Annotated in this window: 22 protein-coding genes and 1 tRNA gene; 15 read left to right on the top strand and 8 right to left on the bottom strand. The window is 57.4% G+C overall.

Going from position 1 to position 24330, the window contains the following annotated elements:
• The first annotated feature begins 31 nt into the window (after positions 1 to 31).
• Both ACB028_RS20020 and tcdA read left to right on the top strand, forming a co-directional pair.
• Positions 32 to 108: transfer RNA gene (locus ACB028_RS20020), tRNA-Asp, on the top strand.
• A 165-nt stretch (positions 109 to 273) separates the two neighbouring features.
• Positions 274 to 1110 (top strand): tRNA cyclic N6-threonylcarbamoyladenosine(37) synthase TcdA, encoded by an 837-nt coding sequence (gene tcdA, locus ACB028_RS20015; protein WP_371145043.1) that lies wholly within the window; start codon positions 274 to 276, stop codon positions 1108 to 1110.
• 21 nt (positions 1111 to 1131) lie between these two features.
• Here the strand turns inward: tcdA and ACB028_RS20010 are convergent, their stop codons facing one another.
• Entirely contained in the window at positions 1132 to 1566 is a 435-nt protein-coding gene (locus ACB028_RS20010) for a SufE family protein (protein ID WP_371145042.1), read from the bottom strand.
• Positions 1567 to 1579: 13 nt separating this feature from the next.
• On the bottom strand, positions 1580 to 2800 hold the full coding sequence (locus ACB028_RS20005) for an aminotransferase class V-fold PLP-dependent enzyme (protein ID WP_371145041.1): 1221 nt from the start codon (positions 2798 to 2800) through the stop codon (positions 1580 to 1582).
• 165 nt (positions 2801 to 2965) lie between these two features.
• On the opposite strand from ACB028_RS20005, the gene rep reads away from it, so the two are divergent.
• Positions 2966 to 4978, top strand: a complete 2013-nt coding sequence (rep, locus tag ACB028_RS20000) for a DNA helicase Rep (protein WP_061476894.1) — start codon at positions 2966 to 2968, stop codon at positions 4976 to 4978.
• On the opposite strand, the gene ACB028_RS19995 is transcribed toward rep, so the two are convergent.
• From ACB028_RS19995 to ACB028_RS19975, 5 genes are all read right to left on the bottom strand, one after another.
• Entirely contained in the window at positions 4975 to 7257 is a 2283-nt protein-coding gene (locus tag ACB028_RS19995; RefSeq protein ID WP_371145040.1) for a putative bifunctional diguanylate cyclase/phosphodiesterase, read from the bottom strand. The genes rep and ACB028_RS19995 overlap by 4 nt on opposite strands.
• A gap of 84 nt (positions 7258 to 7341) precedes the next feature.
• Positions 7342 to 7797, bottom strand: a complete 456-nt coding sequence (locus ACB028_RS19990) for a cytochrome c5 family protein (RefSeq protein WP_026458477.1) — start codon at positions 7795 to 7797, stop codon at positions 7342 to 7344.
• A gap of 196 nt (positions 7798 to 7993) precedes the next feature.
• Entirely contained in the window at positions 7994 to 9022 is a 1029-nt protein-coding gene (gene tdh, locus ACB028_RS19985) for an L-threonine 3-dehydrogenase (RefSeq protein WP_042027022.1), read from the bottom strand.
• A gap of 59 nt (positions 9023 to 9081) precedes the next feature.
• Positions 9082 to 10272, bottom strand: a complete 1191-nt coding sequence (locus ACB028_RS19980; RefSeq protein WP_026456569.1) for a glycine C-acetyltransferase — start codon at positions 10270 to 10272, stop codon at positions 9082 to 9084.
• 115 nt (positions 10273 to 10387) lie between these two features.
• Positions 10388 to 11032 (bottom strand): TetR/AcrR family transcriptional regulator, encoded by a 645-nt coding sequence (locus tag ACB028_RS19975; protein ID WP_026456568.1) that lies wholly within the window; start codon positions 11030 to 11032, stop codon positions 10388 to 10390.
• A gap of 156 nt (positions 11033 to 11188) precedes the next feature.
• Here ACB028_RS19975 and rfaD point away from each other — a divergent pair, with 156 nt between their 5' ends.
• The 11 genes from rfaD to ACB028_RS19920 all read left to right on the top strand — a co-directional run bounded on the left by rfaD (position 11189) and on the right by ACB028_RS19920 (position 23112).
• Positions 11189 to 12145, top strand: coding sequence for an ADP-glyceromanno-heptose 6-epimerase (gene rfaD / locus ACB028_RS19970; protein WP_268856537.1), 957 nt, complete (start codon positions 11189 to 11191; stop codon positions 12143 to 12145).
• Positions 12146 to 12252: 107 nt separating this feature from the next.
• Entirely contained in the window at positions 12253 to 14016 is a 1764-nt protein-coding gene (locus tag ACB028_RS19965; protein WP_371145039.1) for a polysaccharide deacetylase family protein, read from the top strand.
• Between the two features lie 5 nt (positions 14017 to 14021).
• On the top strand, positions 14022 to 15221 hold the full coding sequence (locus tag ACB028_RS19960; RefSeq protein WP_371145038.1) for an O-antigen ligase family protein: 1200 nt from the start codon (positions 14022 to 14024) through the stop codon (positions 15219 to 15221).
• Entirely contained in the window at positions 15218 to 16315 is a 1098-nt protein-coding gene (locus ACB028_RS19955) for a glycosyltransferase (RefSeq protein ID WP_371145037.1), read from the top strand. Before ACB028_RS19960 ends, ACB028_RS19955 begins: the two co-directional genes overlap by 4 nt.
• A gap of 54 nt (positions 16316 to 16369) precedes the next feature.
• Positions 16370 to 17056 (top strand): glycosyltransferase family 25 protein, encoded by a 687-nt coding sequence (locus ACB028_RS19950; RefSeq protein WP_371145036.1) that lies wholly within the window; start codon positions 16370 to 16372, stop codon positions 17054 to 17056.
• Between the two features lie 18 nt (positions 17057 to 17074).
• Positions 17075 to 18094 (top strand): glycosyltransferase family 9 protein, encoded by a 1020-nt coding sequence (locus tag ACB028_RS19945; RefSeq protein ID WP_371145035.1) that lies wholly within the window; start codon positions 17075 to 17077, stop codon positions 18092 to 18094.
• Positions 18095 to 18122: 28 nt separating this feature from the next.
• Positions 18123 to 19220 carry a glycosyltransferase family 9 protein gene (locus ACB028_RS19940; protein ID WP_371145034.1) on the top strand — a complete coding sequence of 366 codons (1098 nt, stop codon included), beginning with the start codon at positions 18123 to 18125 and terminating at the stop codon, positions 19218 to 19220.
• A gap of 152 nt (positions 19221 to 19372) precedes the next feature.
• Positions 19373 to 20575 (top strand): 3-deoxy-D-manno-octulosonic acid transferase, encoded by a 1203-nt coding sequence (locus ACB028_RS19935; protein ID WP_328706102.1) that lies wholly within the window; start codon positions 19373 to 19375, stop codon positions 20573 to 20575.
• Between the two features lie 145 nt (positions 20576 to 20720).
• Positions 20721 to 21851 (top strand): PotD/PotF family extracellular solute-binding protein, encoded by a 1131-nt coding sequence (locus ACB028_RS19930; protein WP_371145033.1) that lies wholly within the window; start codon positions 20721 to 20723, stop codon positions 21849 to 21851.
• A 259-nt stretch (positions 21852 to 22110) separates the two neighbouring features.
• The gene (locus tag ACB028_RS19925) at positions 22111 to 22473 is read left to right on the top strand and encodes a cystatin domain-containing protein (protein ID WP_371145032.1); all 363 of its coding nucleotides are present in this window, start codon (positions 22111 to 22113) and stop codon (positions 22471 to 22473) included.
• A gap of 126 nt (positions 22474 to 22599) precedes the next feature.
• Entirely contained in the window at positions 22600 to 23112 is a 513-nt protein-coding gene (locus tag ACB028_RS19920; RefSeq protein WP_342014074.1) for a cupin domain-containing protein, read from the top strand.
• Between the two features lie 104 nt (positions 23113 to 23216).
• On the opposite strand, the gene ACB028_RS19915 is transcribed toward ACB028_RS19920, so the two are convergent.
• A complete protein-coding gene (locus ACB028_RS19915; protein WP_371145031.1) occupies positions 23217 to 23717 on the bottom strand; it encodes a DUF1993 domain-containing protein in 501 nt (166 codons plus the stop codon).
• A gap of 267 nt (positions 23718 to 23984) precedes the next feature.
• Between ACB028_RS19915 and ydfZ the strand changes: the two genes are divergently transcribed.
• On the top strand, positions 23985 to 24182 hold the full coding sequence (gene ydfZ / locus ACB028_RS19910; protein ID WP_026456493.1) for a putative selenium delivery protein YdfZ: 198 nt from the start codon (positions 23985 to 23987) through the stop codon (positions 24180 to 24182).
• Positions 24183 to 24330: the final 148 nt, after the last annotated feature.

The following is a 24330-nucleotide window of genomic DNA, read 5'->3' as shown; positions in this document are numbered from 1 at the left end:
GCAAATGATTTAGCGAAAGCTAACCGAATGCGGAGCGGTAGTTCAGTCGGTTAGAATACCGGCCTGTCACGCCGGGGGTCGCGGGTTCGAGTCCCGTCCGCTCCGCCACTAACAAGAAGCCCAGTCGATTGACTGGGCTTTTTTTATTTCAGTTTGCTCCCATCTCATCTTTATTTGCCCGCTTATGCTGTACGACCCCGATTCACGGCCATCTGACATTCGCCGCCGCCCATGGTTGTCGCTATAATGGCCGCCCTCAATCAAGGTGGTGGTATGAAAGCAGAGTATCTACAGCGATTCGGGGGCATTGCCCGTCTTTATGGTCAGAGTGCGCTGCGCTCCTTCAGCCAGGCGAAAGTCTGCGTGGTTGGGATCGGCGGCGTCGGCTCCTGGGCGGCAGAGGCGCTGGCCCGTGCTGGCATCAACCAGATCACCCTGATCGACATGGATGACATCTGCATCACCAACACCAACCGCCAGATCCACGCCATGCAGGGCACGGTTGGTCGCCTCAAGACGGAGGTGATGGCCGAGCGTATTCGCGCCATCAACCCGGATTGCGAGGTGATCGAGGTGGATGACTTCGTTACCGCCGACAACCTGGCCGAGCATATCAAGCGGGAGTTTGACTATGTGGTGGATGCCATCGACTCGGTCAAGGCCAAGGTGGCGTTGATTGCTTTCTGCAAGCGCAACAAGATCCCGGTGATAGTGGCGGGTGGTGCAGGCGGGCAGATGGACCCGACCCGGATCACCGTGGCCGATCTGGCCAAGACCATTCAGGATCCGCTGGCCGCCAAGGTGCGCTCTGACCTGCGCCGGCTACACAACTTCAGCAAGAATCCGGCGCGCAAGTTCGGAGTGGAGTGTGTCTTCTCAACCGAGCAGTTGAGCTACCCGGATGGTAATGGCGGCACCTGTCAGGCCAAGGCGGCCAGCGACGGCAACATGAAGATGGATTGCGCCTCTGGCTTTGGCGCCGTGACGCCGGTGACGGCGACCTTCGGTCTGGTGGCCGCCTCCCGGGTATTGAAGAAGATTGCCGAACGGGGAGCCCGTGCCGAGCAAGAGGCTGGGAATGAAGACACAGGGTCGATTGGTGAGGCCTGATCGACCACTGAACAAGGCGGGTTAGACGGCCTGTTGCCGGATCGCCAACACGATTGCCCTGAGCCCGTTGCCCCGCGACGGGCTCAGGTGTTTCTCAAGCCCCAGTTCGGTGAAATAGTCCTCCATGTCGAAGGACTGAATCGCCGCCGCAGGTTGGTGGTTAAGCGCCGCCAGCACGATGACGATGAGGCCACGCACGATGCGGGCATCGGAGTCGCAAGCAAAGTGCCAGTTGCCGTCCTCACTTTTTTCTCCCTTTAGCCAGGCCTGGCTTTCGCACCCTTTCAGGCGGTGCTCTTCCTGTTGCCACTCTGCGGGCAAGGCGGGTAGCAGCTTGCCGAGCTGGATGATGAGGCGGTACTGGTTCTCCCAGCCGTTCGCCGCAGCAAACTGCTGGCGGATGGTATCGGCGTCGGGCTCAAGGCCGATCCGGGTATAGGTTGCGAGGCTGTTCATCGGGTTGTCTGCCTTAGAAGAAGTCACTGAGTTTGTGCAGGGCGGCCAGCAGGGCGTCTACATCGTCACGGTTGTTGTAACAGGCCAGCGAGGCTCGCATTGTGCCGCCTATGCCAAGGCTCTCCATCAACGGCATGGCGCAGTGGTGGCCGACCCGCAGGGCGATCCCCTGCATGTCGAGCAGGGTAGCCGCATCCTGGGGGTGGATATCCGCTAGCAGGAAGGAGACCGCGCCGGCGCGTTGGCGAGGTTCGCCGACAAGATGCAGCCCCGGCACCTGCCGCAGGCCGGCGACCAGATAGTCGGTCAGCACCGCTTCATAGCTGGCCAGCAACCCCCGGTCTTGCTCCATCACAAAGTCGATGGCGGCGGCCAGGCCGATGGCGCCGGCGATATGGGGCGTACCCGCCTCGAACTTGAAGGGCAGGCTATTGAAGGTAGTACCGCTGAAGCTGACTCTGTCGATCATCTCGCCGCCGGCCTGCCAGGGAGGCATCCGCTCCAGCAGTGCAGTGCGCCCCCACAGTACGCCGATGCCGGTCGGGCCGTAGAGCTTGTGGCCGGAGAAAGCGTAGAAGTCGCAGCCGATGGCCTGCACATCTACCTCTAGGTGAGCCACTGCCTGGGCACCGTCGATCAGGGTCATGGCACCGACCGCCTTGGCGGCCGCCACTATCTGCTCAACTGGATTGACGGTACCGAGGGCATTGGAGACGTGAGCCACGCTCACCAGTCGGGTACGTGGTCCCAGCATGGCCAGATAGGCAGCCATGTCGAGATTGCCCCGCTCATCGAGGGGGATGACCCGGATGACGGCGCCGGTGCGCTGGGCGACCAGTTGCCAGGGGACGATGTTAGCGTGGTGTTCCAGGGTGCTGAGCACGACTTCATCCCCCGCCCTCAGCTCGCTCACCCCCCAGCTCTGGGCCACCAGGTTGATCGCCTCCGTGGTGCCACGGGTCCATATCACCTCGTGGCTGCGAGGGGCATTGATAAAGCGGGCGACAGTCTCGCGGGCATCTTCGAAGGCGCGGGTGGCCCGGTCGCTCAGGGCGTGGGCGGCACGGTGCACATTGGCGTTGTCGGCCCGATAGTAGTGATTGATCGCATCCAGCACGGCTTGCGGCTTCTGGGTGGTGGCGGCGTTGTCCAGATAGACCAGCGGGTGGCCGTTGACCTCCTGCGCCAAAGCCGGAAACTGGCTGCGCAGCCGGTCGTGCTGTTGCTGGTTCATGCTCCCCTCACTGTCTGGAAAAGTGGTCATCATCTCGAAAAGTCGGTCATGATCCTGAAAACCGCCGCCGAATACAAGGCATCTGGCGAGCTATTGCTCGATGGGGCTGGCCGGGTGATTTCTGTTACAATGCCGCCCCTCATCATAAGCCAAGAGATCCGGCCCATGAAGCTCAACCCCAATCAGAACGAAGCGGTCAAGTATGTCTCCGGCCCTTGCCTGGTGCTGGCGGGTGCCGGATCGGGCAAGACCCGCGTCATCACCAACAAGATTGCCTATCTGGTGCAGCAGTGCGGCTACAACGCGCGCAACATAGCGGCGGTCACCTTTACCAACAAGGCGGCGCGAGAGATGAAGGAGCGGGTCGGACAGACCCTGGGCCGCAAGGAGGCGCGGGGGCTGATGGTCTCCACCTTCCATACCCTGGGGCTCGAGATCATTCGCCGCGAGCACAAGAGCCTGAATCTGAAGGCGAACTTTTCCCTGTTCGACGATACCGATCAGTTGGCCCTGCTCAAAGAGCTGACGGAAGCCGAGCTCGACAACGACAAGGATAAGCTCTCGGCCCTCATCAGCCAGATCTCCAACTGGAAGAACGATCTCATCCTGCCGGCCAGAGCCATGCGCATCGCCCGCGGGCCGGAAGAGGTGCTGATGGCCCAGCTCTACGAGCGTTATCACCGCCAGATGGTGGCCTACAACGCCCTGGATTTCGACGACCTCATCGTGATGCCGACCCTGCTGCTCAAGAGCAACCAGGAGGTACGCGAGCGCTGGCAAAACAAGATCCGCTACCTGCTGGTCGACGAATACCAGGACACCAACACCAGCCAGTACGAGCTGGTGAAGCAGATTGTCGGCGAGCGGGCCCGCTTCACCGTGGTGGGGGATGATGACCAGTCCATCTACTCCTGGCGCGGGGCAAAGCCGCAGAACCTGGTGCTGCTGAACGAGGATTTCCCCAATCTGCGGCTCATCAAGCTGGAGCAGAACTACCGCTCCAAGCGGCGCATCCTCAAGTGCGCCAACATCCTGATCGCCAATAACCCCCACGTCTACGACAAGGCGCTCTTCTCCGAGCTGGACGAGGGGGTGAAACTCAAGGTGCTGTTTGCCAAGAATGAGGAGCATGAGGCGGAGCGCATCGCCGCCGAGCTGATGGGCCACAAGTTCATGAATCGCACCCGCTTCAAGGACTACGCCATCCTCTACCGGGGCAACCATCAGTCGCGCATCTTCGAGAAGGCGCTGATGACCAACCGCATTCCCTACCGCATCTCGGGGGGCACCTCGTTTTTCTCCCGCACCGAGATCAAGGACATCATGGCCTACCTCAAGCTGCTGGTGAATCCGGATGAGGACACCGCCTTCCTGCGGGTGGTGAACCTGCCGCGCCGCGAAATCGGCCCCACTACCCTGGAAAAACTCGGCCAGTACGCCAATCAGCGCGGCAAGAGCCTGTTTGCCGCCAGTTTCGAGCTGGGGCTGGAGCAGCACCTCTCCGGGCGTGGCCTCAGTGCGCTGCAGGCCTTCACCAATTGGTTGGTGCGGCTCGGCGATCAGGCCCTGCGTGGCAATCCGGTCGAGGCGGTGCGGGATATGATCAAGGAGATCCACTACGAGGAGTGGCTCTACGAGACCTCACCCAGCCCGAAGGCGGCCGAGATGCGGATGCAGAACGTCTCGACCCTCTATCGCTGGATCACCGAGATGCTGGAGGGGGACGAGCTGGAAGAGTCGATGACGCTCGCTCAAGTCGTGACCCGTCTCACCCTGCGCGACATGATGGAGCGCAACGAGGGAGAGGATGAAGCCGATCAGGTACAGCTGATGACCTTGCACGCCTCCAAGGGGTTGGAGTTCCCCTATGTCTACATGGTGGGTATGGAGGAGGGGTTGCTGCCTCACCAGACCAGCATCGACGAGGACAACGTGGAAGAGGAGCGGCGCCTCGCCTACGTGGGCATCACCCGGGCCCAGACCGAGCTCACCTTCACCCTCTGCAAGGAGCGGCGCCAGTTTGGCGAGTCGGTGCGACCGGAGCCGAGCCGCTTCCTGCTGGAATTGCCCCAGGATGATCTAGAGTGGGAAAACCAGAAGAAGGTGACCGCCGAGGAGCGCCAGCAGAAGGGGCAGATGGCGGTGGCCAACCTGAGGGCCATGTTCAAGAAGGATTAGGCCTGCGGGCTGTCCGGGGTCAACAAGGGGATGATGTCCGTTCCCGGCATTGGGGGGGAGATATAGCGCCCTTGCCCCATCTGGCAGCCGATATCGATCAGCTTCTGCAACTGCTGCTGGTTCTCGATCCCCTCGACTACCATGGTGTAATCGAGATCCTGACAGATATCCCTCATGGCGCGGATCAGGGCCAGATCCTTGGGGGATTGCAGCATGCGCTGGGTGAAGCTGTCATCCACCTTGATGTAATCCACCGGGAAGTGGAACAGGGCGTTGAGGGAGGAGAAGCCGGTCCCGAAGTCATCCAGGCTGATCTGGATTCCCTTGGCCCTCAGATCGTGCAGTGATGCTAGGGCGTCCGAGTCTTGCCGCGACAGCTCCCGCTCATTGAATTCAAAGATGAGGTAGCCGTGGGAGATCCCTTCCTCCTCGATGATCTTCATCAGCCGCATGATGTGCTCATGGTTGACCAGGTGCTTGCCAGAGAGATTGATCGCCACCTTGAACTTGCCTGGCCCTGACAACGGCAGCCAGTTTTTCAGCTGCTGGCAGGTGTGGCGCAGGATCTGGTAATCCAGCTCCAGGATCAGGCCGCACTGCTCTGCCAGCGGGATGAAGTCGAAGGCATCCTTGATAACCCCCTCTTCGGTTAGCCAGCGGGCCATCACTTCCAGCCCGGTCAGGCGGCTGTCCTGCAACCGGATCACCGGCTGGAAATAGGGCACGATCCGCCCGTCCCGCAGGGCCCTGGCCAACATCTCTTCCGGCGAGTTCCAATTCTGGCTGATGCACTCTTCCGAGTAGGTGACGATGCGGCTGCGACCATTGCGTTTGGCCTGATACATGGCGAGATCGGCCTGATGGAGCAACTGGCTGATGTCCGTGGTCTGCTCGGATACGCTTGAAACTCCCAAGCTGACGGTGATGCCCAGTTCGTTACCCATCAGCCGGAACGGGTAGGAGAGCCGGCTGACGACGCGGTTGAGTACCGGGCTGATGTCATCTTCGTGCCTGCTGTTGTCCAGATAGATGACGAACTCGTCTCCCCCCAGCCTGGCCACCATGTCATTTTGCCGGATGCAGGTCTGCAGGCGGCGGCTGATCTCCTTGAGCAACATGTCTCCCGCGCTATGGCCCAGGGTGTCGTTGATCTGCTTGAAATGATCCACATCGATGAAAATCAGGGAAAATCCCGGCGACTTGTAGCGATTGAAGTGGGTCATGGCGTGGTTGAGGTGGTTCATCAGCAGCGCCCGGTTGGGTAGCTGGGTCAGCGGATCGTGGAGGGCGTCGAATTGCAGGCGCCGTTCCAGCTCCTGATGCTGCTTGAGCTGCTTCTGCAGCCTTATGTTGGTTTGGCGCAGCTGTTGCAGCCGCTGGTTGATGGACTCTTCCGAATTGATTTCATGGAGCTGCTGACGGATCCGCTTCAGTTCCAGCAACAGGGTCAGTTGAGCGCGAAGGAAATCGAGAAACAGCTTGTCGTCTGTCTCCAGTGGCTGGGATGTGCTGATGATGAAATGAGCGAAATATTGTTGCTGTAGCCGCAGTGGCATGCTGTGCCAATAGTGTGACTCTCGGTTGACCTCGATATTGCTGGTGCCATGGCACAGTCCGCTGATGAAGGCGTCACTCTGGTGAGGATGAGTGGGGTAGATCCGTTCCAGCTTGTGGTTGTTGAGCCGTACCAGCAGCATGTCATCGATGGCCAGCATTTGGCGCAAAACGGCTTCCAGCTGGGAAAAGAGCGCTTGACCGGGCAGGGTATTGGCCAGTCGCATGATGCGGCTGATGCTCTCTATCTTTTTTTTCCAGTTCGGATCCTTGCGGATCAGGGGGGAAGGAGGCTCGGCAAGGTGGGTGCCCGCCTGGGTTTCGGTCAACCGTTTGGCCAGACACTCCAACAACAGACGCAGAGTCGGGAGATCGGCCGGGGTGCCCCGTGCCAGCAGCCACTGCACCTGGCCATGTTCGATAGGGAACACGCACCAGCCTTCCACTTCATCCAGCTGGGTGAGCTGTTCCGTGATGCGGGACTGCTCCCGCCCCAGCTGCTGTTTGAAGGCGTTGCTGATCTTGTAGGCATAGAGCCAGTGCAAGCCTGAGCCAGAGAGGCCCAGCATGCCAAAGTGCTGCAGTGGGCAAAGCTCGTCGATCTGGTGGATGAGGGCGTCGTAATCCTGGGTCGTGGCGGTATGGGGCGCAGGGAAATCCATGATAGTGGAAACCAACGCCAGCAAGGGAGTCGAATAATGGGGTTCGATGGATTGGGCCGACATGAGCAACTCCCGAGGTATCTACCCTACAAGAGTAGCCGGAAGCCGAGAGATTAAAAGGGCCGCAATTGCGGCCCTTTCAAATACTTAGAGGTTGTCGGTCATGTAATGAATCGCGTTTTCAATCTCTTCATCGCTACAATTCGCGCAAGTCCCTCTCGGCGGCATCATACCGGATTTGCCAGTGAAGCCTTCGATGGCATGTTTCTTCAGTGTGTCTATCCCCTGGGCAACACGGGGTTCCCAGGCGGCTTTGTCACCGCGTTTGGGGGCACCGGCAGCGCCCGTATCGTGGCAGGCAAAGCAGGCGCCCTTGTAGACGGCTTCACCATCACGGGGACCGGATGCGGCCGCCGCGGCCGGGGCTGCACCCGCACCGGCAATGCCTTCCAGATCCTTGGCGGTGTAGACTTCACCGACCGGTTTGATCCGCTCGGCAATCGCTTCCGGTGACAGTTCATCGGCAGCCAGTACGGCACCAGACAAGCTGGCGGCCGTCATCCCGACAGCCAGCAAATAGCTCAGTTTTTTCAACACGCTCATATACTCCCAGCAGTCTTTTATTATCCCTGTAAACGACGGGATTATAACCGAATAGTTACAGCCATTTAAACGCTTGTGTGTGAAGTGTTAAACACTCTGCGTACAAAGTTTTGCCCGTATCGGGTCGTGTCAGGGAGCCCTGATCGTAAAAAACCCGGCATTGAGCCGGGTTTCGTGGTCACAGGCGTAGAAACGCTTATTTGTCCCAGCTCAGGATCACCTTGCCGGATTGGCCAGACCGCATGGCATCGAAGCCTTGCTGGAAGTCGTCGATGTGGAAGCGATGGGTGATGATGGGGGAGAGGTCCAGCCCGGACTGGATGAGGCTTGCCATCTTGTACCAGGTTTCGAACATCTCGCGGCCGTAGATCCCCTTGATGAACAAGCCCTTGAAGATCACCTTGCCCCAGTCGATGGCCATGGTGGAGGGCGGAATGCCGAGCATGGCGATTTTGCCGCCGTGGTTCATCTTGTCGATCATGTCCTGGAAGGCGCTGGGTACGCCGGACATCTCCAGCCCCACGTCGAATCCCTCGGTCATGCCGAGCTCACTCATCACATCGGAGAGCTGCTCCTTGGCCACGTTGACCGCGCGGGTGGCGCCCATCTTGCGAGCCAGTTCGAGTCGGTACTCGTTGACGTCGGTGATCACCACGTGGCGGGCACCGACATGGCGGCAGACGGCAGCAGCCATGATGCCGATAGGGCCGGCGCCGGTGATGAGCACGTCCTCACCCACCAGGTCGAAGGAGAGGGCGGTGTGTACCGCATTGCCGAACGGATCGAAGATGGCGGCCAGGTCATCCGGGATGTTGTCCGGCAGTTTGAAGGCGTTGAAAGCGGGGATCACCAGATACTCGGCAAAAGAGCCGGGACGGTTGACGCCGACCCCTATGGTGTTGCGGCAAAGATGGGTGCGACCGGCACGGCAGTTGCGGCAGTGACCACAGGTGATGTGACCCTCACCTGAGACCCTGTCGCCGACCGCGAAGCCGCGCACTTCCTGACCCACTGCGACTACTTCGCCTACGTATTCGTGGCCGACCACCATGGGGACCGGGATGGTCTTCTGGGACCATTCGTCCCAGTTGTAGATGTGGATATCGGTGCCGCAGATGGCGGTTTTGCGGATCTTGATCAGCAGATCGTTATGGCCGAGTTCGGGGGCCGGGACGTCCGTCATCCAGATGCCGACTTCTTTCTTGAGCTTGGAGAGGGCTTTCATGCTTGTTCCTCCTTCACGATGAATACAGAAAAAGGGGCGCTTGGCCCCTTTTGTTCAAATCAGATGACGCCGAGTTCGCGGCCGATGCGGATGAAGGCATCGATGGCCTTGTCCAGCTGCTCGCGGGTGTGGGCGGCAGACATCTGGGTACGGATACGGGCCTGGCCCTTGGGTACTACGGGGAAGGAGAAACCCACCACATAGATGCCGGCAGCCAGCATGCGACTTGCCATCTCGGACGCCAGTTTGGCATCCCCCAGCATCACCGGGATGATGGCGTGATCGGCACCGGCCAGAGTGAAGCCGGCGGCGCTCATCCGCTCGCGGAAGTATTGGCTGTTCTCTTTCAGGCGGGCGCGCAGGTCATGCCCTTCGGCCAGCATGTCGATCACCTTGATGGTGGCCGCGACGATGGAGGGGGCCAGGGAGTTGGAGAAGAGGTAGGGGCGGGAGCGCTGACGCAACCAGTCGATCACCTCTTTCTTGCCGGAGGTATAGCCACCGGAGGCGCCACCAAGCGCCTTGCCCAGGGTGCCGGTGATGATGTCTACCCGATCCATGACGCCACAGTATTCGTGGGTGCCGCGGCCATTCTCGCCGATGAAGCCGACGGCGTGGGAGTCATCCACCATCACCAGGGCGTCGTATTTGTCGGCCAGATCGCAGATGGATTTCAGATCGGCGATGACGCCATCCATGGAGAAGACACCGTCGGTGGCGATCAGTTTGAAGCGGGCTCCATCGGCGTCGGCCTGCTTGAGCTGGGCTTCCAGTTCGGCCATGTCGTTGTTGGCATAGCGATAGCGCTTGGCCTTGCACAGGCGTACGCCATCGATAATGGAGGCGTGGTTGAGAGCATCGGAGATGATGGCATCTTCGGCGCCAAACAGGGTCTCGAAAAGACCTCCGTTGGCATCGAAGCAGGAGGAGTAGAGGATGGTGTCCTCGGTGCCGAGGAAGGCGGACATCTTCTGCTCCAGCTCCTTGTGCTGGTCCTGGGTGCCGCAGATGAAGCGCACCGAAGCCATGCCGAAGCCGTGGCTGTCGAGCCCCTGATGGGCTGCCGCGATAAGGTCCGGGTGATTGGCCAGCCCAAGGTAGTTGTTGGCACAGAAGTTCAGAACCTGTTCGCCTGCGACGGCAATGCTTGCCTGCTGGGCGGAAGTGATGACGCGTTCCTGTTTGTACAGGCCCTCGGTTTTGACCTGGTCGAGCTGCTCGGTCAGGTGACGATAGAATCCGTTAGACATCCTCGATCCTTATTGGCTATTTCAGCTGCGTATCAACAGAGAGCAACATTTTACTGCAATTTGTTGCGCGTAATTCAAATGATTGTGCTGATTTTCAACAAATGTGAAAAGGATCTCACCTGGCTGGTTGGGCCAGCTGGCGGTAATGGTGCTCCAGCTGACGGATCTGGTTAGCCACCTGGGGCTGTACGTAGGGACGCAGCAGGAACAGCACCTTCAATACGCCCTGATAAAGCAGGGGCTTGGTGATGCGGGTATTGGGGGCCTGGGCGATCTGGAACGGGATCCAGCAGGTGACCACCATCTTGATGGTCTGACCGAGATCCGGCAGATCCTCGTCGTTGACGTCTATGATGCCGCCCTCGCGCAGGCTTTTGAGCAGGGCGACCACGGAGGCGCGCATCTGCTCCTGGGCTTTGAGATATTTCTGCTGGAGCGGCTCGTCGCGGCTCAGGATGTCCGGCAAGTTGGCGTAGAAGAAGCGGAACTGCCACATCAGGTAGAAGATGGCATCCAGATAGCCCATCAAATCCTGCAGGGTGATCTCGCGGTTGCGTGCCGGGACGAAGCTCTCGCTCAGGTGGCGGGCATATTGATCGAAGATGGAGTGGATGATGTCTTCTTTATTGCGGAAGTGGTAATAGAGGTTTCCCGGGCTGATGCCCATGTGTGCCGCAATGTGGTTGGTGGTGATGTTGGGCTCACCCTGATCGTTGAACAGCTCGGTCGCGCTGTGAATGATCCTGTCTCTGGTTTTCATCACGCCTCTCTCCTGCGGGATTCGCCCGGGTCGACTTAACGTGGTCGAATCCCCTGACTGCCCATGATAAACTTTTCGGCAATTTCAAATTGGCTCACTATACACAGCTTTAACAAGCAGTCACATGTAGCCATCAACGTACGCGAGGCAAACTCCATGATCGTAGTAACTGGCGGTGCTGGCTTTATCGGTAGCAATCTGGTCAAACAGCTGAACGCTCAAGGACGGACCGATATCGTGGTCATCGACGACCTGACCGACGGCACCAAGTTCGTCAACCTGGTCGACCTGACCATCGCTGACTACATGGACAAAGACGAATTCCAGGCGCGGATCGTCTCCGGTGATGAGTTTGAAGAGTGGGATGACGGTATCGAGGTGATCTTCCACGAAGGTGCCTGCTCTGCTACTACCGAGTGGAACGGCAAGTTCATCATGGAGGTCAACTACGAGTACTCCAAGGATCTGTTCCACTACTGCATCGAGCGGGAAGTTCCCTTCATCTACGCTTCCTCCGCCGCTACCTACGGTGGCCGCAACGACAACTTCATCGAAGATCCCAAGTTCGAGCAGCCGCTTAACGTCTATGGCTACTCCAAGCAGCTGTTCGATCAGTACGTGCGCCGCCTGATGCCGGAAATCAATTCCCAGGTGGTGGGCCTCAAGTACTTCAACGTCTATGGCCCGCGCGAGCAGCACAAGGGTTCAATGGCTTCCGTTGCCTTCCACCTCAACACCCAGGTGAAGAAGGGCGAAAATCCCAAGCTGTTTGAAGGTTGCGATGGTTTCCCGAACGGCGGCCAGATGCGCGACTTCATCTATGTGGATGACGTCTGCAAAGTGAACCTGTGGTTCTGGCAGAACCCGCAGCACTCCGGCATTTTCAACTGCGGTACCGGCCGCGCCGAGCCGTTCCAGAACGTGGCAGAGGCGGTGATCAAGTATCACCAACAGGGGTCTGTCGAATACATCCCCTTCCCGGATCACCTGAAAGGCCGCTATCAGAGTTTCACCCAGGCCGATATGACCAAGCTGCGCAGCGTGGGTTATGACGCCGAGTTCATGACAGTGGCCGAAGGGGTGGCCGATTACATGGCCTGGCTCAATAGATAACGCGTAATAGCAATATATTGATACTGTTAGTGAAACCGGAAGCGGACTCTACTCCGCTTCCGGTTTTTCTGGGCTGACTTTCCCTTTCTGCAACGAGTAACCACGCAATGAATATCTTGATGGCACTCTCCCAGCTCGAAGTAACGGGCGCAGAGGTCTATGCCACCACGGTCGGTAACGAACTCACCCGGCGTGGTCACAATGTTTTCTATGTGTCAGATACTCTGACCAAGCCCACGTTGGGCCCGGTATTCAAGCTGCGGTTTAACAAGCGCAGCATTCTGCGCCGTTTCTGGCACGTTTTTTACCTCATCTATCTCATCAAGAAGCATCACATCCAGCTGGTTCATGCCCACTCTCGTGCCTCCGGCTGGAGCAGCTATGTGGCTTGCAAGCTGACCGGTACACCCATGATCACCACAGTGCATGGCCGCCAGCCGGTGCATGCTTCCCGCAAGGCCTTCCATGCCCTCGGCTATCGGGCTGTGGCGGTGTGCGAAGATATCGCCAGTCAGATTATCGACAATCTGGGAGTCGAACCGGCCATCGTTCAGGTACTGCGCAACGGCATCGAGACCGACAAATTTCAGCCCGCCGCCGCGCCCGCCAATGACAAGCCGGTGATCGCCATCATTGGTCGCCTGAGTGGTCCCAAGGGGGAGCTCTGTTATCGCCTGCTGGACGAGGTGCTGGATCTGGACGCCTGCCAGGTGCGGGTAGTGAGTGGCAGCCAGGTGCCCGAGCGCTTCGCGCGTTTTCGTGACCGGGTCGACTTCGTCGGTTACGTTGACGATGTCCCCGCTCTGATGGCGCAGTGCGATCTGGTGATCGGTGCCGGCAGGGTGGCGATGGAGGCCCTGCTGTGTGGTCGCCCGGCGTTTGCCATCGGCGAGGCCAAGGCCATCGGCCTGGTGACGGAAGAGAATCTGACCGAGGCGCTCGCCAGCAACTTCGGCGATATAGGCCCCAAGGATCTGGCGATCGATTTTGTCGCCCTCAAAGCCAGTATTGCCCCTGCGCTTGCCAGCAAGGAGGTGCCGGAGGCGATCCGCCAGCGTATCCAGGACGAGTATGGCTTGCAGGGGGTTGTCTCTGGGCTGGAGTCCATCTACCAGGATGCAGTGGTCGAAACCCTGCGCCGGGAGATGCCGGTCATCATGTATCACCGCTTTATCGAGCATGAGAGCGAGAAGGGGGTACACGGTACCTGGATGCCGATCACCATGCTCGAGAAGCACCTTCGTTTAATGAAGTGGCTCGGCTATGAGACCCTGACGTTTGGTGATTTGGCTGACAAGGGCTTTATCCATCGTCTGCAGTACGGCAAGAAGTATCTGATGATCACCGCCGATGACGGCTATCAGGACAACCTGACCCGTATGCTGCCGCTGCTGGAAAAATACGGTTATAAAGCTGTGGTATACGTGGTCACGGGGGAAGGATATAACCGCTGGGATGTGGAACATGCAACCAATCCGGATACCCGGGTGTCCCTGATGAACGGTGAGCAGATCAAGGCGCTGGCGGCCAGCGGCCATGTGGAGATCGGGGGCCATACCCTGACCCATCCCCGCCTGAGCCAACTGTCTGTGGAGCAGCAAGCCCATGAAATTCAGGAAAATAAGCGTCAGCTTGAGGCCCTGCTTGGTTATCCGTTGATGTCGTTTGCCTATCCTTACGGGGATATGAACGAGAGTGCCAAGGAACAGGCCAAAAATGCTGGTTATCGCTTTGCCGTCGCCACCAACAGCGGTCCCAAAGCTATGCACCAGGACCCTTTCCAGATCCGCCGGATCGCCATCTTCCCTCGTACCGATGTGTTCGGGCTATGGCGCAAAATCCGCGGGAATTATGTTTTTAGAAAGGCATAATGAATATGGCGCAGCACTTTCATCGGTTGAATGTTTTTCTTTTTTCTTGCACTTTATTTTTTACATTGTGTGGGTTATTTCTCGTTCCACAGGGAAATCATTATCTTTCCAAACTATTGGTTCTGTCATCTGTTGTTGGCGTCATAAATTATTTTATTGGAAACAAGGATAAGCTTGGCGTATCAGCTAGGAACCTTTACGTCTGTGTTCTTATTTATATTGCTGCTATTGGTGCCAGTCGACTGGTACATGATGATGAAAGCTGGTTGATCCGAAACTTGTTCTATATTTTGGTGTTCTTTCTGCTCATTCCGAGAGAGGCTATCGTCATTCGTGCTTTCAAATTAGGGGCACTTCTTGGTGGTATATCCATTGGTTTACTTGCCAGTTGGCAGCATCACAATGGTATGTTCAGAGTCGAAGGTTTCACCAATGCTATATTATTTGCTCAAGGTGCATTTATTCTGGTGATTCTAAATGGATTCTTCAGTCAAGTTGAATCCAACAAGTTTGTTAAGTGTGGTTATTTTATCGGTGCTGGGGCTGCTGTTATCGCTATTTATTTATCACAGAGTCGAGGCGTGTGGCTTGCTTTATTGATGCTTACAATGCTGGCACTTTCGATAAAAGCAATTAAAAAACCAGTGAGGTATATAGCTCTATTCATCATGGTATTTATTTTGCTTACTATCGTTTTTTCTGAAACTGAAATATTTAAAATTCGCATCCAGGAAAGCCTATCTGAATTGAGCATGATGGAGAGCAACAACTACAATACCTCTTGGGGATTGAGAGTGATGGCTTGGAAAAGTGCCTGGTTTGGTTTTATTGAACATCCAGTATTGGGGATCGGTCTGGATGGATTTAAGAACATACAACACCAGCAACTATTGGATGGGATAGTTGACAATTTCTATGTCAATTATGGCATGTATCATGCCCATAATCAGTTTATGCAGAACATGGTAGTTCGTGGCATTTTTGGGTTGCTTGGCGCAATTGCTGTTCTTGTTTACCCAATGATATTTTTTTACCATAGAACAAAAGTGCTCTCTGCAGGCTTTATGGTATCTTTTGGTATCTTTGTTTGTGCTCTTTCCGATGTGCCAATGGAGCATCAAAACACTTTATATATATACATGATAACATTGTTTTCATTGTGCTTGTCCTATGAGATAGAAAAAAATAAAGAGGCTATGTCATGACCAAGAACCTTTTGTTTTTTATCCACTCATTGGGCATGGGAGGGGCTGAAAAGGTTCTTCTTTCTTATGTACGCAGTTTGGTTGACCGCTATGGTTATCAAATAACGGTAGCAACAAACGAAGACAGTAGTCAGCATATAGTTGCAAAATCAATAGCTGACGTGGCAACAGTGGTTCATTTCGATTTTGATGGCAGTAAAAAAAATAATTTTATTGAAAAGCTAAGATTTTCTTTCAAAAAGCAATCAAAAATAAACAAGTTGATTGATGAGCATGATGTCGTAATTGATTTTTTGGATGGCGATTTTTTTAAATATCTGAAGAGATGCAAGAAGCCTAAAGTGATGTGGCTGCACTCCAGTTTCTTTAATCTTGAAAAGAGAAAAAGGCACATGGGTAAACGATGTGCCAGCTATGATCGCGTCGTTCTTATTTGTCAGGATATGCTGACCGAGCTCCAGCGTGAACATGTTAGTTGGTTGCACAAGGCTCGTGTGATTTATAACCCTTTCGATTTTAACCGGCTACTCAATCTGGCAGAGCAGACCGCTGAAAACTCGCAGGAAGAGAAAGTACTGCTTGAGCAAGATTATATATTGAGTGTCTCTCGCCTTGACGAGCAGACCAAAGATATTGAAGGTCTGCTTCTTGCCTATGCCAAAGCGGTTGAAGGGGGACTAGATAAAAAGCTGTTAATCATTGGAGATGGGCCGGACAGGATACATCTGGAGATTGTGGCTCAACGCCTGGCGTTGCAGGACCGAGTCCATTTTCTCGGGCTTAAGGCCAACCCCTATGTATGGATGAAACATGCCGATACGTTTGTCCTTAGCTCCAAGGGGGAGGGATTCGGATTGGTACTGGTGGAGGCACTGTATTTGTGTGGCAGAGTCATCTCGACAGATTGTCCCGTGGGGCCAAGTGAGATCCTTGAGCGAGGACGATTGGGCACTTTGATCCCCATGGGGGATGTCTCGGCATTGGCCGAGGCTCTTTCAAACACGGGGCCAAAGCTTCCAAATATTGATCTTGATAAATATTCAAGCGAGAGTGTGTTGCGTGACTTTGATACTATGCTGCAAGAGCTTTTATAGCCGTTATGACGCTTGGCGTTTCAGCATTTTTCGGCCTCTTGAGTGATATATTCCATGATTCCAGTTTTTGTCATTAGTCTTTCCCGTAGCCTCGAACGTCGGGAAATGGCGCGTAAACAGATGAGCCACCTAGGCATCGGCTACAGTTTTTTTGATGCCGTGGATGGCCGCAATCTGATGGATGAGGATGTCCGTCGAGTCGACCAGGTTGAAGCCAAAAAGTTTTCTGGCCATGATTTGAGCCCGGGCGAGATCGGTTGTGCGCTCAGCCACATTAAGCTCTATGAGATGATGGTGGAAAAGGGGATTGAACGCTGCGTCATTCTCGAGGATGACGCTTATCTGCACATGCATTTCAAGAAAATTGTTGAGGCCATCGTCTCCTGCAATCACTCTGACATTGTTTTTCTGCATCATGGCAAAGCAAAAAAATGGCCTATTTTTCGTGCCTTGCCAGAAGGTTACCGGCTTGCCAGATATCGAACGCCCAGCAAACATTCCAAACGGGCTGTGCTTTCCGCCGCAGGTTATGTACTGACTCTTGAAGGGGCCAAAAAGCTGTTGGCTCAGGCTTATCCCGTTCGTATGCCGGCAGACTATCTTACTGGTCGGCTGCAAATGACTGGCCTGAGCGCCGCCGGTGTCGAGCCCTGTTGTCTGGATGTGGATCTGTTCGCCACGACCATAGAGGACCGTGCCTATGGCCACTATCTCGAGCAAAACGAGAGTGATAAGGGTTAAGAGCAAGGCTGTTGCGTTATGAATCTGAAAAAATGGGTCAAATACCGGTTTGCTCGCCGTCTAATGACGGCGCAGCCGGCTGCCGCCGAGATAAATGAGCCGGTCAAATCTCTGCTGATGATCTGTTTCGATGCCATCGGGGATTTTGTGCTCTCCCTGCCGGCGCTTGATGCACTGCGGCGTCGTTACCCTGATGCGCAGATGGAGTTGCTCTGCAGCCCGCGCAATCTGGTGCTGGCCAGACAGGTGGATGGCGTGGTGGCATGCCATCCGGTGACGCTCAATGATCGTCTGTTTGATCGCGCCGGTTGGAATACGCTTCGTGAGCTGAAGGCTCGGCGGTTCGATGCGGTAATTAACCTTTTCGATGAACCGGACGAGCTGGCGATGGCCAGAATGCTCTATGTGGCCAATGGCCGCCTGCTTTCACTGCCGCTGCGTCGAAAGAGCGACAACCAGCAAAAACTGTTACCGCTTTTTCGCCAGTGTGCGCGTGAGGTGGCCGCAACGACCCAGCCCCATTTCGTCTACCGGATGCTGGCCATCGTGGAGGGAGAGGGGGCCTTGCCTGCCAATATTCCCTGCCCATACAGCCCGGGCTATGACACGCGCCGGTTTGGGCGTTATGTCGTTGTCAACCTGGCGGGAAGTCAGAGCGGCAACTCCATCAGCCGGGAGCGGCAAACGACCATTCTGGCCGCCCTGCCGATATTGGAGGATGTGCGCTATCTCTGCTTCAGCTCCGAGCCGCTGACGGTCGAGCGTTCCGACCTCACTGCGCTCTACCCCGATTCGATCCTGGATGCCGCCAGCCTGGTGCGTGATGCGGTGGCGGTCGTCTCGACAGATACCTCGATCGTCCATATCGCCGCCTCCCATGAAGTGCCGACCCTGATCCTGATGAACGACGAGCCCTGGCGCGAGGCCTTCATTCCCCTGCACGGTCCTCACCGCATTATCAAGGTGCCTGGCAACAGTCTGGATGCACTCAAGTCTGGTGAAGTGGCTGCCGCCCTGAGTGACATGCTGGTATCCTGAGCCCCTTTTCTCTGCATTCGAGGATCCCATGGCGTTGATTAACAAGCTGCAGCTGGCGCGCGATGTGCTGCGTCGCCGACTGGGGCGCTGGCTGTTTGACAAAGCCTGCTCGCGCCCTGCCGATGATGGCAAGAGCAAGGTCGTATTGTTGCGCTGGGATGCCAAGCTGGGAGACGCCATCGTCTCCTCCTGGGTGGCGCGGGAGATCCACAAGGCCCAACCCGGCCGTGAAGTCTGGGTGGTGACGACACCGGCCATGGCACCGCTGTTTCGCGAGCATTTCGGGGTGGACAGGGTGGTAGAAATCCCAAAACGTCCCGGTTATGGTGAACTCAAGCGGTTGGCTCGTTCCCTGGGGCGGGTCGGCTATCTGGTGCATCTGGGCAAATCGCTGAAGATGAAGGATATCTACTTCCTGAGCCAGGTCGATGCTTGCCACGTGGCCGGGATGGATGACGAGCTTGCCTGCATCGATATCAAGCTGGGAGCCCGCACAGTAGGGCGCCATTTTGCCGACAAGTTCGCCGAGCTGCTCGCCTGCATGGGGATCGCATCCCCTGACACTCGCTACATCATCCCGGCAAAAGCTGAATGGGAGAGTGCCCTGGCCGTATGGTGGCCGACGGATCGACCCGTTATTGCCTTCAATCCCTATGGTAGCGGTGGTGCCCGTCGGCTACGGCCGGACCGCATCGCTTTCATGCTGGAAATCATGCTGGCAGGCTGCTCGCAATCCATCTGTCTGTTGTTTCCACCCGGGTTGGAACAGGAAGTTGCCGGCCTCAAGGCCGGCGCTTCTGCGCCAGAGCGGATCCTGCTCTCTCCCGAGCAGCCCTCACTCGGCGGCCTCTTTACCCAGCTTCGGCACAGCACCGCGTTGGTGTCGGTCGATACGGCAACTGTGCATATCGCGGCCGGACTGGGTCTGCCCATCCTCGGGCTCTACAACCCGGATCTGGGTGGTGGAGGCGAAAATTACGCCGAATGGCATCCGTACACACCGGATGCGATGATCCTGTTTTCAACATCGCTGGAGACCCAGGATATCAACTCGCTGGATATGCAGGCTTTCGAGCAGGCATTTGCCAGATGGGTTGCCACCATGGGAGGAGAAAATCGTGCTTAACACCGCAGTGACAACCAACCGAGCCACAGGGGCTGAATGACATGAATGAGACAGCGAAGTCGGACAGACTTTTTTATCTGGGGGTTATCGGGGGCTTGCTGATGTCCCTTGTCTTCTTCCAGTTTCAGATCCTCACCGGCGACCAGACCCAGATGCTCTACAAGGGCTATCTGGGTGCCTATGAGGGGGTCTGGCTCAGCTACGGCAACGCGGCGAGTGCGGTGGGCAATGTGCCGGGCAGCCTGTCGGCCTGGCTGATCGGCGGGCCGCTGCTGCTGTGGGATTCTCCCTACGCGCCCGTGCTGTTGTTGCTGGCGATGCGGCTGGTGGGCTTCCTGCTGTTTGATGCGGTGATCCGTCAGGTGTTTGGTGACAGGGTACGGCTGCTGTTTCTGGTGCTCTGCTGGCTCAACCCCTGGTTCCAGTACGAGAGCCTGCTCTACAACCCTTCCTATCTCTTCCTCTTCTCGGCCATGCACTGCTGGTCGGCCTGGCATATGCGCGAGCGGGCCTCCTTCTGGCACATGATCGTCCATCTGCTGGCCATCGGCATGGCGATGCAGCTGCACTACTCCTGGCCGCTGCTGGCGGTGATGTCGACCTACCTGTTCTGGCGTCGCATCCTCAAGGTGAGCTGGAGCGGCGTGGCGGTGGCGGCCCTGTTGATCGGTGCCTCCCTGATCCCCTACGCCATGGAGGTGATGAGCAACAGCCAGATCACCCAGAACGTCGACCCCGAGGCGCGCCAGCGCTATATCGGCTGGGGTCTGGTGCACGTCTATCCGGTGCTCAAATCCGTACTCTACTGGCTGCGTTACGGCTCCTGGCTGTTTGCCAGCAAGCTGGTCAACGATACCCAGTTCATCTGGCTGGCGGGCCATGAATATTTGCAACTGGCCGCGGTCTGGCTGTGGCGCCTGGTGATCTACGGGGTGGGCTCGGCCACCGTGCTGCTGGCAGCCAAGGCCAACTGGCAATTGTGGAAGAGGCTCAAGCCGCGGCTGATGCGCAGCGACCGCGCCCCCGTGGATGGCGAAAGCTGGCTCGGCCTCTATGCTGTCGCGGCCGTGTTGGCGGTGCTGGTGAGTGCGGCGCTCTCGCCCATCATCTTCAACTACTGGCACCTGATGCTGATATTCCCCTATGCCCTGTTCCCCATGCTGTTGTTGCTGGTGGAGTGGAGTCGCCGTTATCCCCAGTGGGTGGGCAAGGGACTGCTGGCGGCGACCCTGTTTTGCACTGTCGTCAACCTGATCGCCGCCACCGACAGCACCAAGTTCTCCTATCAGGCGGATTACCAGCAGCAGGTCGAAACCTATCTGCAAGAGGAAGGCCTCGCCCCTCGCCAACCCTGATAACCCATCAGCCCCGCCCTCGTGCGGGGCTGATGCTATTTGGGGGCGTGCTGGCTGGGCCGGTTATCTCTTCACATACATCAAAGGTGCGATCGCGCCGCGCTCCTATACTCCATCAAGATGCTCATCTCAGGAGTAAACGGCCATGCGTCTACTGTTTCTCTGCTGCTTGTTCGTAGGGACTCCGCTGCTGGCGGCGCCGATCCAGCTCAAGTTGCTGGAGTGGGGTTATCTGCCCGCCGGGTATGAGCAGCAGTTTGCCGACTATGCCAGGGCCAACGGGATGGAGGTGACGGTCAGCCGGGTCGAACCACTGCTGACTGACTTTGACAGCGTTTACCGGGCTTTGCGGACCCGCTCTGCCGATGTGGTGATGCCGACCAGCTATTTCTACAAGGCGCATCATCACCCCCTGTTCAAGTTGCTGCTGCCCATCGACTTCAGCCGTTTGAGCCACTATCCGGAGCTGAAACCGACCCTCAGGAATACCGAATATGACAAGCAGGGGGAGCGCAATTACTCGGTCCCGTTCACATACGCCATGTTCAGCCTGGCCTACGACAGTAAGCAGATTGCCCAGGCGCCGACCAGCTGGCAGGTGTTGGCTGACGATCTGCCCCAGGGGCAATTTGCCGTGTTTTGCGATCAGTTCGAGCCCCTGTTGTTCTCCGTGCTGCTCTCCCTTGGCAAATCGCCCGCCCTGTTTGCCAGTGGCGAGATGCTGGCCGATCAACCATTGCAGCAGGAGGTGGAGCGCCTCCTGACCCGGCGTCTGAAGTCCAGTCGCGGCTTCTGGTTCAATCAGACCAATAGCTGCGAGGCTCTGCGTCAGCAGCGGCTGGCCACCACCTGGGGACTGGAGCTGGTGGAGTGCAACCGGCAAAACGGCCAGCAGTGGCGGATCGCCATGGTGCAGGAGGGGGCCATCTATGCGCTGGATGCGCTCTCCATCGCCCGCCATGTGAAGGATGACCCTGACAAGCTCAAGGCTGCCTACATGCTGATCGACTTTCTGCTGAGTGCCCCGTTGCAAAGCCGGATGCTGGTGGGCACCCCCACCATATCGGGCAGCAACCTGGCTGCCCGGCCCCCGCTCACTCCCGAGGAGCAGGCTGTGCTGCCTGAACGTGCCCTGCCTGAATTTGATGAACGGCTGCTGGTGCCCGCCCTGCCAGCCCATATCAAGAACCGCTACAAACGAATGGTGCAGCAGGCGCTGGTCGCCAGCGGCAAGGCGGAACTGGCCAAGCAGTGTCCTTGGGATGTGGAGAACTGACGTCTGCCCCGTGATTGACCGTATCGTGGGAGTCCCAAAACAACACTGCGGCAATTCTGGCTTTTTCTTGAACCGAGTGGCCTGGCCTTTCCGTCATCCCGAGGCTTGGCATGGTTCACGCCTCTTTCTTTTCCCGGCCTTCTCCCGGCGTTTATACCGGATCGATCTGTGCTCTCTTGCCGGTCTGACCGTGACCGCTGCGACAATATTGTGCGCGCACTCTTGATAGAGTGGTCATTTTGAGACTGGAGAACACCAGATGAAGCGAGTGCTATTTCCCATCCTGATGGCGGGCATGCTGGGTGCCTGCAGCAGCGCGCCGCAGCAACCGCAATGTGCCACGCTGGCCGGTGGCTGGCAGGTTCAGGCTCTGCCCAATACCCAGGCCGACGCCGCACTGGCCAGCGTGCTGGCTCGCATGAACACGGCCGCCAAGCTCGATAGCATCCGCGAGGTGCGCAGCCAGGTGGTATCCGGGGTCAATTACGATATCGAATTCCAGCTCGACAACGGCGAGGTGTGGAACACCCGCGTCTATCGGGATCTGCAGGGCAACTACCAGATGACCCGGGTTGCCCAACAGGGCGAGCTGCCCCCGCTGCCATGCATCAAGGGGAAGTAACAACGACTCCCATCAAGCCCCTCGCCTGAGGGGCTCATCTGGCCAGCCGACTTCCACTTTTCCTGTGCCGTGCGGCAAAGGTAGGATGAGCGTCCACCTTTAGCGCCCGTGCCACAGGAGCCCGCCATGAGCCGTCACCCCTGCATCAAACACTGGAGCGAACTGCAAGAAGCGGAGCCGGGTTGCTACGCCGGCAGCCAGGAGCGGCTGTCCCGGGGTAGTCCCCTCGGCAGGCACTACGGCTTTGCCCGCATCGGCATTCACCACGAACTGCTGGCCCCAGGTCATCGCACCAGCTGGCCTCACGCCGAAGAGACCGAGGATGAATTTGTTCACGTGCTGGAAGGTACCCCGGATGTCTGGCTTGATGGCATCCTCCATCGGCTGCAGCCCGGCGACTCGGTCGGCTTCAAGGCGGGCGATGGCCTGGCCCACACCTTTATCAACAACACCGACAAGCCGGTGCGGCTGCTCTGTGTCGGCGACAGGGATCGGGATGACAATCGCATCCACTATGCCCTGCACCCCGAGCGCAACCGCCATATAGGCGAGCGCCACTGGGACGATGTGCCGGCCCGCGAGCTGGGTGATCACGATGGCCTGCCCGACAAGCTGCGCGAGAGCCAGGGGCCGTTTTAACGCCTGGTTGCCCCTCTGAAACGCAACAGCCTGCCGAATGGCAGGCTGTTGGTTATCTGGTGGCTTGTTCTCGCGACGGTGAGTCGATGTAGTGCCTGCAATCCTTACTGCAAATTGATCCCGCCCAGATAGTCGCGCTTGCCGAGATCGACCCCGGCCTGGCGCAGCAGGGCATAGGTCATGGTGAGGTGGAAGTAGAAGTTGGGAATGCCGTACTCATGAACGCAGGTATGGCCGTCCATCCCCTTGCCACCGGCCCAGTAGGGGAAGTAGTGGCCGCTTTCGTAATCGCTGTAGTCGGCGTCCAGCCTGCTTTGCAAAAAGGCGATGGTGTTGCCGATATGGGCGCGCAGATCCGCCATGGTTTTGGGTTCGTCCCCCATGGCCGGTGTCTCGCTGTGGCTGGCGGTGGCCACCACGGCGCGGGCCGAATCGCAGCAGATCAGTACCTGTTTGGCGAGCGGCAGCATGTCGACGATAAGGCGTTCGTTGAAGAAGTTCTCCACATTGAACTGTTTCGCCTCGGCATGGGATTGCGCCTTGGCCAGGCAGTGGTCGAGGTTGGTCAGCATCTTGATAAACTGGGCTGTGATATCGCGATTCATGGTGCATTCCCTGTAGGTTGAAAGCGGCTTGGTGCGAGCGAGGTTCACTATAACGGATCCGCCTTTTGCTTCGAGCCCATGGCGGCAGAAAGCGCAGCATGCACGCATGTAGCGCGACAGGCTCTGCCTGCGATCCCGGGTTTCCTCGCCGTGATGAGTCCCTCTTTGCCCCTTTTTTGATCTGTGACATACATCCCGTTTTTTCAGGGGCGTAGTCTGGCTCCGTTGTCCCGGGCACAGGCCCGGACACAGGAAAAGGAGAAAGTAATGAAGATCTATGATCGCAACAGAAACGTGCTGAACATCGGCCAGCGCGTAATGATTGCCGCCACCGGCGCCGTCGATACCCTGAAGGAGGCCCACACCGACAATATGACCCCCTATGAGGCAGAGCATGAGAAGTGTGTGCTGCTGGCCAACTCTCAAGAGCGTTACGCGCCCATCGAGTTGATTAGACTAGGCTGATAACCCGCTTTATCTGTCACCCTACTCTTTACAATTCACCCGGCCGCCGCGTCCCGTCTGATGGCCGGGTTTTTGACTCACCTCCGGCTTTACCTCCAGCGTTTATTACGTGGATGTGAGCCTGCGCCCCAGCCTTATCCATGGCCTC

The organism is Aeromonas sp. S9(2024) (assembly GCF_041403185.1).
Taxonomy (GTDB): Bacteria; Pseudomonadota; Gammaproteobacteria; order Enterobacterales; family Aeromonadaceae; genus Aeromonas; species Aeromonas enteropelogenes.
This window is presented reverse-complemented; position numbering and strand designations above follow the sequence as displayed.

Coding starts and splice junctions, on each gene's coding strand:
- ACB028_RS19925 (WP_371145032.1), top strand. CDS start 22,111: ATGAAGCGAGTGCTATTTCCCATCCTGATGGCGGGCATGCTGGGTGCC.
- rfaD (WP_268856537.1), top strand. CDS start 11,189: ATGATCGTAGTAACTGGCGGTGCTGGCTTTATCGGTAGCAATCTGGTC.
- ACB028_RS19915 (WP_371145031.1), bottom strand. CDS start 23,717: ATGAATCGCGATATCACAGCCCAGTTTATCAAGATGCTGACCAACCTC.
- tcdA (WP_371145043.1), top strand. CDS start 274: ATGAAAGCAGAGTATCTACAGCGATTCGGGGGCATTGCCCGTCTTTAT.
- ACB028_RS19920 (WP_342014074.1), top strand. CDS start 22,600: ATGAGCCGTCACCCCTGCATCAAACACTGGAGCGAACTGCAAGAAGCG.
- ACB028_RS19995 (WP_371145040.1), bottom strand. CDS start 7,257: ATGTCGGCCCAATCCATCGAACCCCATTATTCGACTCCCTTGCTGGCG.
- ACB028_RS19950 (WP_371145036.1), top strand. CDS start 16,370: ATGATTCCAGTTTTTGTCATTAGTCTTTCCCGTAGCCTCGAACGTCGG.
- ACB028_RS19990 (WP_026458477.1), bottom strand. CDS start 7,797: ATGAGCGTGTTGAAAAAACTGAGCTATTTGCTGGCTGTCGGGATGACG.
- ACB028_RS19975 (WP_026456568.1), bottom strand. CDS start 11,032: ATGAAAACCAGAGACAGGATCATTCACAGCGCGACCGAGCTGTTCAAC.
- ACB028_RS19930 (WP_371145033.1), top strand. CDS start 20,721: ATGCGTCTACTGTTTCTCTGCTGCTTGTTCGTAGGGACTCCGCTGCTG.
- ACB028_RS19945 (WP_371145035.1), top strand. CDS start 17,075: ATGAATCTGAAAAAATGGGTCAAATACCGGTTTGCTCGCCGTCTAATG.
- ACB028_RS19980 (WP_026456569.1), bottom strand. CDS start 10,272: ATGTCTAACGGATTCTATCGTCACCTGACCGAGCAGCTCGACCAGGTC.
- ACB028_RS19935 (WP_328706102.1), top strand. CDS start 19,373: ATGCTCTACAAGGGCTATCTGGGTGCCTATGAGGGGGTCTGGCTCAGC.
- ACB028_RS20010 (WP_371145042.1), bottom strand. CDS start 1,566: ATGAACAGCCTCGCAACCTATACCCGGATCGGCCTTGAGCCCGACGCC.
- ACB028_RS19960 (WP_371145038.1), top strand. CDS start 14,022: ATGGCGCAGCACTTTCATCGGTTGAATGTTTTTCTTTTTTCTTGCACT.
- ACB028_RS19955 (WP_371145037.1), top strand. CDS start 15,218: ATGACCAAGAACCTTTTGTTTTTTATCCACTCATTGGGCATGGGAGGG.
- tdh (WP_042027022.1), bottom strand. CDS start 9,022: ATGAAAGCCCTCTCCAAGCTCAAGAAAGAAGTCGGCATCTGGATGACG.
- ACB028_RS19965 (WP_371145039.1), top strand. CDS start 12,253: ATGAATATCTTGATGGCACTCTCCCAGCTCGAAGTAACGGGCGCAGAG.
- ydfZ (WP_026456493.1), top strand. CDS start 23,985: ATGAAGATCTATGATCGCAACAGAAACGTGCTGAACATCGGCCAGCGC.
- rep (WP_061476894.1), top strand. CDS start 2,966: ATGAAGCTCAACCCCAATCAGAACGAAGCGGTCAAGTATGTCTCCGGC.
- ACB028_RS19940 (WP_371145034.1), top strand. CDS start 18,123: ATGGCGTTGATTAACAAGCTGCAGCTGGCGCGCGATGTGCTGCGTCGC.
- ACB028_RS20005 (WP_371145041.1), bottom strand. CDS start 2,800: ATGAACCAGCAACAGCACGACCGGCTGCGCAGCCAGTTTCCGGCTTTG.